The following is an 8,716-nucleotide window of genomic DNA, read 5'->3' on the forward strand; positions in this document are numbered from 1 at the left end:
GGCACAAAGGGTGGCGCACCTCCTGCGCAGGACACAGGACCGGATGACCAAGACACCTGAGGACCCGCTGTTGCTGATTGCGCCGGACCCGTTGGCCGTGCTGCCCTATGCCTTTGCGCGCGATCACGGGGTGGCATTGGATGGCGTGCGCGTGGTGGCGGGACCGGCGGCCACGCCTACCGGCCTGCGCGAGGCGCAGCGGCGCGCGGGGCTGGCGGCCCCTCTGGACATGCCCGACGCGGCGGCGTTCGAGGCGGTGCTGGCGCGGCTGTATCACAGCGCCAAGCGCGACGGCGAGGCGCAGGGCGTCACCTTTGATCTGGTCGATGACGGTACGCAGCGGCGCGGGCGCGATCTGTTGGAGGATGCCGAAGAGGCGCCGGTGATCCAGCTGGTCAACCAGTTGTTGCGCAAGGCGGTGCTGGACGGCGCATCGGATCTGCATATCGAACCGCATGAGGGCGGGCTGCGCGCGCGGATGCGGATTGACGGGTTCTTGCAGACGGTCATGGACCGCGCCGATGTGCCGGTAAAGCGGGTGGTGTCGCGGCTGAAGGTCATGGCGGGGCTGGACATCGCGGAAACGCGGCTGCCGCAGGACGGGCGCATCCCGCTGCGGTTGGGCGGGCGGATGATCGACACGCGGGTCAGTTCGTTGCCCGGCAACTACGGTGAGCGGATCGTGCTGCGGATTCTGGACCGCGCGGCGGGGCTGCGGCCGCTGGAGCAGTTAGGGCTGGATCAGGTGCAGATTGCCCTGCTGGAAAAGCTGGCCGCCACGCCAAACGGCATCATCCTGGCCACCGGGCCGACCGGGGCGGGCAAGACGACGACGCTGTATTCGCTGCTCAAGCTGGCGGACCGCGAGGAACGCAATATCGTGACGGTCGAAGACCCGATCGAATATGATCTGACCGGGATAAGCCAGACCCAGATCAACGCCGAGATCGGCATGACCTTTGCCGCCGGGCTGCGGGCGACGCTGCGGCAGGACCCGGATGTGATCCTGGTGGGCGAGATCCGCGATGGCGAGACCGCCAGCACCGCCGCGCAGGCCGCGCTGACCGGGCATTTGGTGTTTTCCTCGCTGCACGCCAACAGCTCTGTCGCGGCCGTGGTGCGGCTGCGCGATCTGGGGCTGGAGAATTTCCTGATCTCGGCGACCTTGCGGGGGGTTATTGCGCAGCGGCTGTTGCGGCGGCTGTGTCAGGACTGCCGTCAGCCGCATGCACCGACAGAATCCGAGGTCAGGCAGTTCGACATGACCAACATGCCGCTGCCCACGGCGCTGTACGTGGCCAAGGGCTGTCCGGCCTGCAACGGGTCGGGGTATAACGGGCGGATCGGGATTTTTGAAATCCTGCCAGTTGATGAGGATCTGCGCGAGGCGATCAACTATGGCGCGGGTGAGGGCGCCTTGTGGAAAAGCACGCTGGAACCGCGTGACCGGCTGATCGGGCAGGCGCTGCGGGCGGTGGCCACCGGGCAGACCAGCCTTGCCGAGGCGCTGCGCGTGGTCGGGGACGGCGGATGAGGGCCTTTGCCTATGTCGCCTATACCGCCGAGGGCGCGCGCAAGGCGGGCACGGTTGTTGCCGAGACAGAGCTCGATGCCTCAATGCAGCTGAAGGCGCAGGGCCTGTATGTGTCCGAGATCTCGGCCCGGTCGCGCGGGCGGACCGTGCGGGGGCGGGGAATTGGCTTTGGTTTTGGCTCGGCGCGGCTGTCGCGCGATTTGCAGGCAGTCTTTACCCGGCAGATGGCGGTGCTGCTGAGCGCGGAAATGGCGGTGGACGACGCGCTGGGCACGCTGAAAAGCGCCGGCAGCACGGCGGCGCTGGATCAGGTGGTGGCCCGCGCGCAGGCCGCCCTGCTGGAGGGAGAGCCGCTGTCCGTTGCGCTGGACTCCAGCGGAGCAGGCTTTCCCCGGTACTATCTGGCCGCCGTGCAGGCGGGGGAGCGGGCGGGAGAACTGTCCAGCGTGTTCAACAGTCTGGCAGAGCATCTTGAGACGGCGCGCAGCGACCGGGCGCAGTTGGGATCGGCGCTGGTCTACCCGGCGTTTGTGGCGGTTGTGTCGGTTCTGGTGGCGGGGGTGCTGTTTGTCACCGTCGCGCCAGAGATCGTGGCGCTGTTCGAGACATCCGGCCGCCCCTTGCCGGATCTGACGCGGCGCATGATGGCGCTGTCGCGCTGGATCGAGGGGCATTTGGCGCTGCTGGGCGCGATCGCACTGGCGTTGATCGCGTTCGGTGTGATCAGCGGGCGGGTCCAGTCGCTGCGCGATGCGCGCGACAGGGCGTTTCTGCGGCTGCCGGTGGTGGGCACGCTGATGCGGCAGGGCGCGGCGGTGCAATATCTGCGCACGCTGGCGCTGGTGCTGGACGCGCGCCACACCGTGCCCATCGCCGTGGAGAGCGCGGGGTCGGTTCTGACGATCACCCGGTTCCGGGCCGAATCCGACAAGGTGGCAGAGGCGATCCGCGCGGGCGAAACCCTGTCCAGCGCGCTGACGGCGCTGAGCGTCGTGCCCCCGGTGGCGCGACAGTTGATCGGCGCCGGAGAGATGTCGGCTCGGCTGGCACGGATGACGGGCCGCGCGGCGGCGCTGGTGGAAAACGGCCTGTCCACCCAGCGCAAGCGCATTGCCGCGTTGATGGAACCGGCGCTGATGATGCTGGTGGGGGCCATGGTGCTGGTGATCGTGCTGTCCGTATTGCTGCCGATCTTTGATCTGCAAACGCTGGTCGCGCCCTGAGGGGAAGACGGGGCCGGGTCTCCCCTTGATCCGCTAAAGGTCTTACAACGGCGGAGGTTGGTGGCCGGGAGGCATGGGTGTCGCCGGAATGCCGCACTTCATTTCCCGCGTCGGTAGAATTCGAGGTGTTTCCCTGTGCGGACTTCCCACAGGTCAACCGCTCGGTTACGCAATTGTGAAATATGCAGCACAGCCGCCGCTTTTGCGTCTCTTTCAGGGGGCGCAGGGCGATGCAAGGCGTTGCGCTCCAGGAGGAATTTGAATGTCGGTCGTTCAGCTTTTCAATCGTTTCGTGGCGGTCTGGTTCCTTGCACTTTTGACATCGGCGGCGGCGATGGCGCAGCCGGTCTTCAACAGTTCGGTGTCCCCCACGACGATCGGGGCGGGCAACGTCGCGACCCTGACCTACACGATTGACAACGGTGGTAGCGGCAGTTCTGCGGTTGATGCGGCTTTTGGCACGACATTGCCTGCGGGCATGACATTTCGGGGCGATCCGGACGTCGATGCCAGCTGCGTCGGCGCGGTTGTGTCCGCGACATCGGGTGGCACGACGCTGAGTTTTGCCGATGCCGATATCGCTGCGGGCGGGGTTTGTCAGATCGTGCTGAACGTGATGGCATCGTCGACCGGCACGATCACCTCGGGCGACCTGACATCCTCGCTGGGCAATTCAGGACCTGCCAGCACCACGCTGACGGTGGACGCCAATGCCGTGACGTTCGACAAATCCTTTTCGCCTTCCACCGTTTCGCTGGGTGGCAAGTCGACCCTGACCTTTACGATCACCAATCCCTCCGCCAGCACCAGAATCGGAAATCTGGATTTCACTGACAATCTGCCCGCAGGACTTGAGGTTGCCAGCCCGGCCAATGCCACGACGAACTGCGTCAGTGCGGGCATTAATGATACGACCGTAACGGCGACCCCGGGCAGCAGCACCATTTCCCTCGACGCCAATGGATTCGCCGGTGCCGCCGGATTCGAGGTTCTGCCGATCAGTTCGTCCTGCACGGTCACGGTTGACGTCAAGGCCACCGCTGGCGGCGATCTGGTCAACAGCACCAGCCTGCAGGCCGATTTCGTCACTGTCGGCTCTGCTCAGGACACGCTGTCTGTCACTGTGGCGGCACTGAACCTCACCAAGGACTACCTGATCAACCCGGCGAATGCCGGCGGCACCACCGAGCTGGAATTCACGATTGCCAATTTCAACCGGTTCGAGGGTGCCACTGATGTCTCCTTTACTGACGATCTGAGCGTCGGTTTGGCCGGTCTGACCTATGACAGCCTGCTGTCCAACACCTGTGGCGGCACTGTATCGGGGACCGGAACGTCGTTGATTTCATTCGCAAACGGGACGGTATCCGGAGGAGATACATGTGCGATTCGCGTTTTGGTCTCCGTCCCGGGTGGCGCGGTTGGCGGCAGCTATCCCAACACGACATCGATGGTGGCGGGTACTGTGGGCGGCGTGGCGGTCACCGGCAATGCGGCCTCTGATAGCCTGATCGTTCCCGCAGGTGGCAGTGCGCCGACGCTGACCTTCGAGATCCTCGAAGACGGCACATTTGCCGCCGATCCGGTGATTTCGGCAGGCGATGACATCGTGCTGCGCTACACGATCACCAACACCTCGACGACCGATGCGGCGTCGGATATCGCGGTGCTTCTGGACCCGATTCCGCCCCTGTCCTTTCCGCTGACAGCGACCCTGCCCGCGACCCCCTGTGGCGCGGGATCGAGCGTTGCCGTGGTGTCCACCGGTTTCGAAGATCAGGGCATCGAACTGACAGGCGGATCGCTGGCGGTGGGTGCCAGCTGTACCTTTGACGTCACCTTGACCACGCCGGGCGACCTCGGGGGGGGCACCTACACACTGGTCACGGACGCGGTGACGGCCACCCTTGCTGGCAGCACCGTCACGGGCAACAGCGGCAGCGACAGCTTTGTCGTAGGGGCGGGCGCGGATGTTTCGTTCGGCAAGACCTTTTCGGGCGGCGTAGAGCCGGGCGGCACCGCCACCCTGACATTCAATATCGCCACTGGCGCGGAATCCGCCGCTGTTTCGGCGCTGTCGTTCACCGATGATCTGAGCGCCATGCTCACCGGCGTCACCGCGACCGGCCTGCCGATCTCGGCCTGTGGCGGCACGCTTACGGGCTCTGCCGGGGACACGTTGCTGACCTTCACCGGCGGGTCGCTGGCGGGCTCGGGGGATTCCTGCGCGATCCCGGTCACGTTGAACGTTCCGGCGTCGGCGGCAATTGGCGACTATCCCAACACCACAAGCGTGCTGTCCGGCGCGGCAAGTGGTCAGTCGTTCGACTTTGGCGTAGCGACCGACGATCTGTCTGTCGTCGGCCTGAACTTCACCAAGGAATTCCTCACCAACCCGGTGATCGCCGGTGAGACCACGACGCTGCGCTTTTCGATCGAGAACCTGCACCCGACGGACGACGCAACGATTACCTTCTTCACCGACAACCTTCAGACCAATCTGTCCGGCCTCGCGGGCACTGGTCCGGCGAGCCTGGACACGTGCGGCGGGTCGCTGTCCGGAACGACATTCCTGATTTACACAGGCGGCAGTGTCCTGTCCGGTCAGACCTGTACGATCGAGGTAGAGGTGCAGGTGCCGGCTGCTGCGGCAGACGGGTCTTATGGCAACATCACCAGCAGCCTCTCTACCAGTTTTGGCACAACCGATCCGGCGGTAGACACGCTGATCGTGCAAAGCAACCTGATTTCGCTGTCAAAAGACTTCACCGATGATCCGGTTGCTCCCGGTGATGCGGTGACGCTGCAGTTTACCCTGACCAACGAAGACCCGAGCCGTGCCGCCAGCGACATCGCCTTTACCGACGATCTGGACGCCATGTTGTCGGGCACGACATTTGACAGCGTGTTGTCCAATACCTGCGGTGGCACGATCACCGGCACGGCAACCGACACCATCGACGTGTCCGGCGTGGCGCTTGCGGGCGGGGCGTCCTGTACGCTCACCACGTCGCTGACCGTTCCCGGCGCGGCCGGGCTGGGGCCGGTCGACAACACCACCTCTGACGTGACCGCCACCATTGACGGTCTGGCGGTGGCGGGCGATGCGGCCAGCGATACGCTCAGCGTTGCGGGGGCCGTCGATCTGACGTTCAGCAAGTCCTTTGCCGACGCCGGTGTGCCGGCGGGCGGCAGCACCGTTCTCAGCCTGACCGTTGTCAACGCGGGCAGCGGTTCGGTGTCCGGCATCAGCTTTACCGACGATCTGGATGCGATGCTGAGCGGCACCGTGGCCTCTGGCCACGCCGCCAGCGCGGGCTGCGGCGGCGGTGGCACGTTCAGCGGCTCCGGTTTTCTGACGGCTTCGGGCTATAGCGTGGGGGTCGGCCAGACCTGTACGCTGACCGCCACGGTCACCGTCCCCGGTGGCGCCGCTCTGGGCAGCTATACCAATACCACCAGCCAGCTGTTCATCAGCGGTGTGCCAACCGAGGCGGCGGTGTCGGATTCGCTTGTTGTGGTCCCGGCACCGACCTTCGACAAGAGCTTTGCCGATGCGGCGATTGCTCTGGGCTTTTCCACCACGATGACCCTGACGGTGGACAACAGCGCCTCGATTATCGCGGCCAATTCTCTGGACGTGACCGACAACCTGCCGGCAGGGATGGTTGTCGCCGCCACGCCCAATGCCTCTGCCACCTGTACCGGGGGCACCCTGACGGCCACGGCGGGCAGCGGCACCGTCTCTTATACGGGCGGCACTGTTGCCGCCGCCGCCACCTGTACTGTCAGCGTCGATGTGACCGCTGCCGCAGCAGGCACTCTGGTCAACACAACCGGCGACCTGACCTCGTCCCTGGGCAACTCTGGCAATGCCAGCGATTCCCTGACCGTTGTGCCGCAGCCGGGCTTTGCCAAGGCGTTCTCACCGGCGGGCATCAACCTTGGCCAGTCCTCGACACTGACATTCACCATCGACAACTCTGGTTCGGTTCTTGCCGCATCTGCGCTTGATTTCACCGATACGCTGCCCGCCAATCTGGCCGTTGCGGCAACGCCCAACGCGTCGACCACCTGTACCGGCGGCACGCTGACCGCAACGGGCGGGACAGGGACCGTCAGCTACACCGGCGGCGGCCTTGCCGCAGCGTCCAGCTGTACCATCAGCGTGGATGTCACGCCGACGGCCACGGGGGCGCTGAACAATCTGTCCGGCGACCTGACCTCGTCTCTGGGCAATTCGGGCACGGCGTCGGCCACGCTGACCGTGATCTCGCCGGAAATCGACATCTCCGGCTCTATCGGGGGGGCGGTTGCCGATGGCGGCACGCTGGACCAGGGGACACCGGATGCGGGGGCGCAGCAGACGCTGACGCTGACCATTTCGAACACTGGTTCGGACGTCCTGACCCTTGCCGCAGCGCCGGTGATCTCTGGGGCCTCCAACGTGGTGGTGGACAGCGTGACCGGACCGCTTGTGACCTCTGTCGCAATCGGCGGCAGCACGACGGTCACCATTCTGTATACACCGGCGGCCGGGATTCTGACCGATCCCACCATCAGCCTGCCGTTCAGCTTTGACGTCTCGTTGGGCAACAACGACGTCGATGAAGCCCCCTATGACTTTACCGTCAGCGGCACGGCGCAGGACGTTACCGTCCCCTCTGGCTATACGGTGGCCTTTGACCAGGATCCGGTGAACGCGGCCAATGAGGCGGCGGTCAGCTTTACCTTTGCCGGGGCCGAAGTGGGCACGGGCTATGCCTATAGCATCGCCTCGGACGGCGGCGGTGCGCCTGTGACCGGCAGCGGCACGATTGCCACGGCGACCGATGTGGTTAGCGGTCTGGATGTCTCTGGTCTGGGTGACGGCACGCTGACGCTGACGGTTGCGTTGACGGATGCGGCAGGCAACACCGGCGTGGATGCGACGGACACCACGACCAAGGACGCCACGGTGCCTGCGGGCTATACGGTGGCCTTTGACCAGGATCCGGTGAACGCGGCCAATGAAACTGCGGTCAGCTTTACCTTTGCCGGTGCCGAGGTTGGTACGGGCTATGCCTATAGCATCGCCTCAGACGGCGGCGGTGCGCCTGTCACCGGCAGCGGCACGATTGCCACGGCGGCGGATCAGATCACGGGGATCGATGTCTCTGGTCTGGGTGACGGCACGCTGACGCTGACGGTTGCGCTGACGGATGCGGCGGGCAACACCGGCGCGGATGCGACGGACACCACGACCAAGGACGCCACGGTGCCAGCGGGCTATACGGTGGCCTTTGACCAAGACCCAGTGAACGCGGCCAATGAAACTGCGGTCAGCTTTACCTTTGCCGGGGCCGAGGTTGGTACGGGCTATGCCTATAGCATCGCCTCGGACGGCGGCGGTGCGCCTGTGACCGGCAGCGGCACGATTGCCACGGCGACCGATGTGGTGAGTGGGCTGGACCTGTCGGGCCTGGGTGACGGCACGCTGACGCTGACGGTTGCGTTGACGGATGCGGCGGGCAACACCGGCGCGGATGCGACGGACACCACGACCAAGGACGCCACGGTGCCAGCGGGCTATTCGGTGGCCTTTGACCAGGATCCGGTGAACGCGGCCAATGAAACTGCGGTCAGCTTTACCTTTGCCGGGGCCGAAGTGGGCACGGGCTATGCCTATAGCATCGCCTCTGATGGTGGCGGTGCGCCTGTGACCGGCAGCGGCACCATTGCCACGGCGGCGGATCAGATCACGGGGATCGATGTCTCTGGTCTGGGTGACGGCACGCTGACGCTGACGGTTGCGTTGACGGATGCGGCGGGCAACACCGGCGTGGATGCGACGGACACCACGACCAAGGACGCCACGGTGCCTGCTGGCTATACGGTGGCCTTTGACCAGGATCCGGTGAACGCGGCCAATGAGGCGGCGGTCAGCTTTACCTTTGCCGGGGCCGAAGTGGGCACGGGC

Annotated in this window: 3 protein-coding genes; all 3 read left to right on the forward strand. The window is 65.3% G+C overall.

The features are described from left to right. Window positions 1-43 precede the first annotated feature (43 nt). Window positions 44-1,534, forward strand: a complete 1,491-nt coding sequence (locus CHB90_RS15975; RefSeq protein WP_089278861.1) for a GspE/PulE family protein — start codon at window positions 44-46, stop codon at window positions 1,532-1,534. Continuing rightward, window positions 1,531-2,757 (forward strand): type II secretion system F family protein, encoded by a 1,227-nt coding sequence (locus CHB90_RS15980; protein WP_089278862.1) that lies wholly within the window; start codon window positions 1,531-1,533, stop codon window positions 2,755-2,757. The genes CHB90_RS15975 and CHB90_RS15980 overlap by 4 nt, the downstream gene beginning before the upstream one ends. Before the next feature lie 262 nt (window positions 2,758-3,019). Beyond that, window positions 3,020-8,716 (forward strand): beta strand repeat-containing protein (locus tag CHB90_RS15985; protein WP_170941089.1); only part of this gene is annotated, 5,697 nt, incomplete at its 3' end.

Source organism: Antarctobacter heliothermus, assembly GCF_900188425.1.
Taxonomy (GTDB): Bacteria; Pseudomonadota; Alphaproteobacteria; order Rhodobacterales; family Rhodobacteraceae; genus Antarctobacter; species Antarctobacter heliothermus.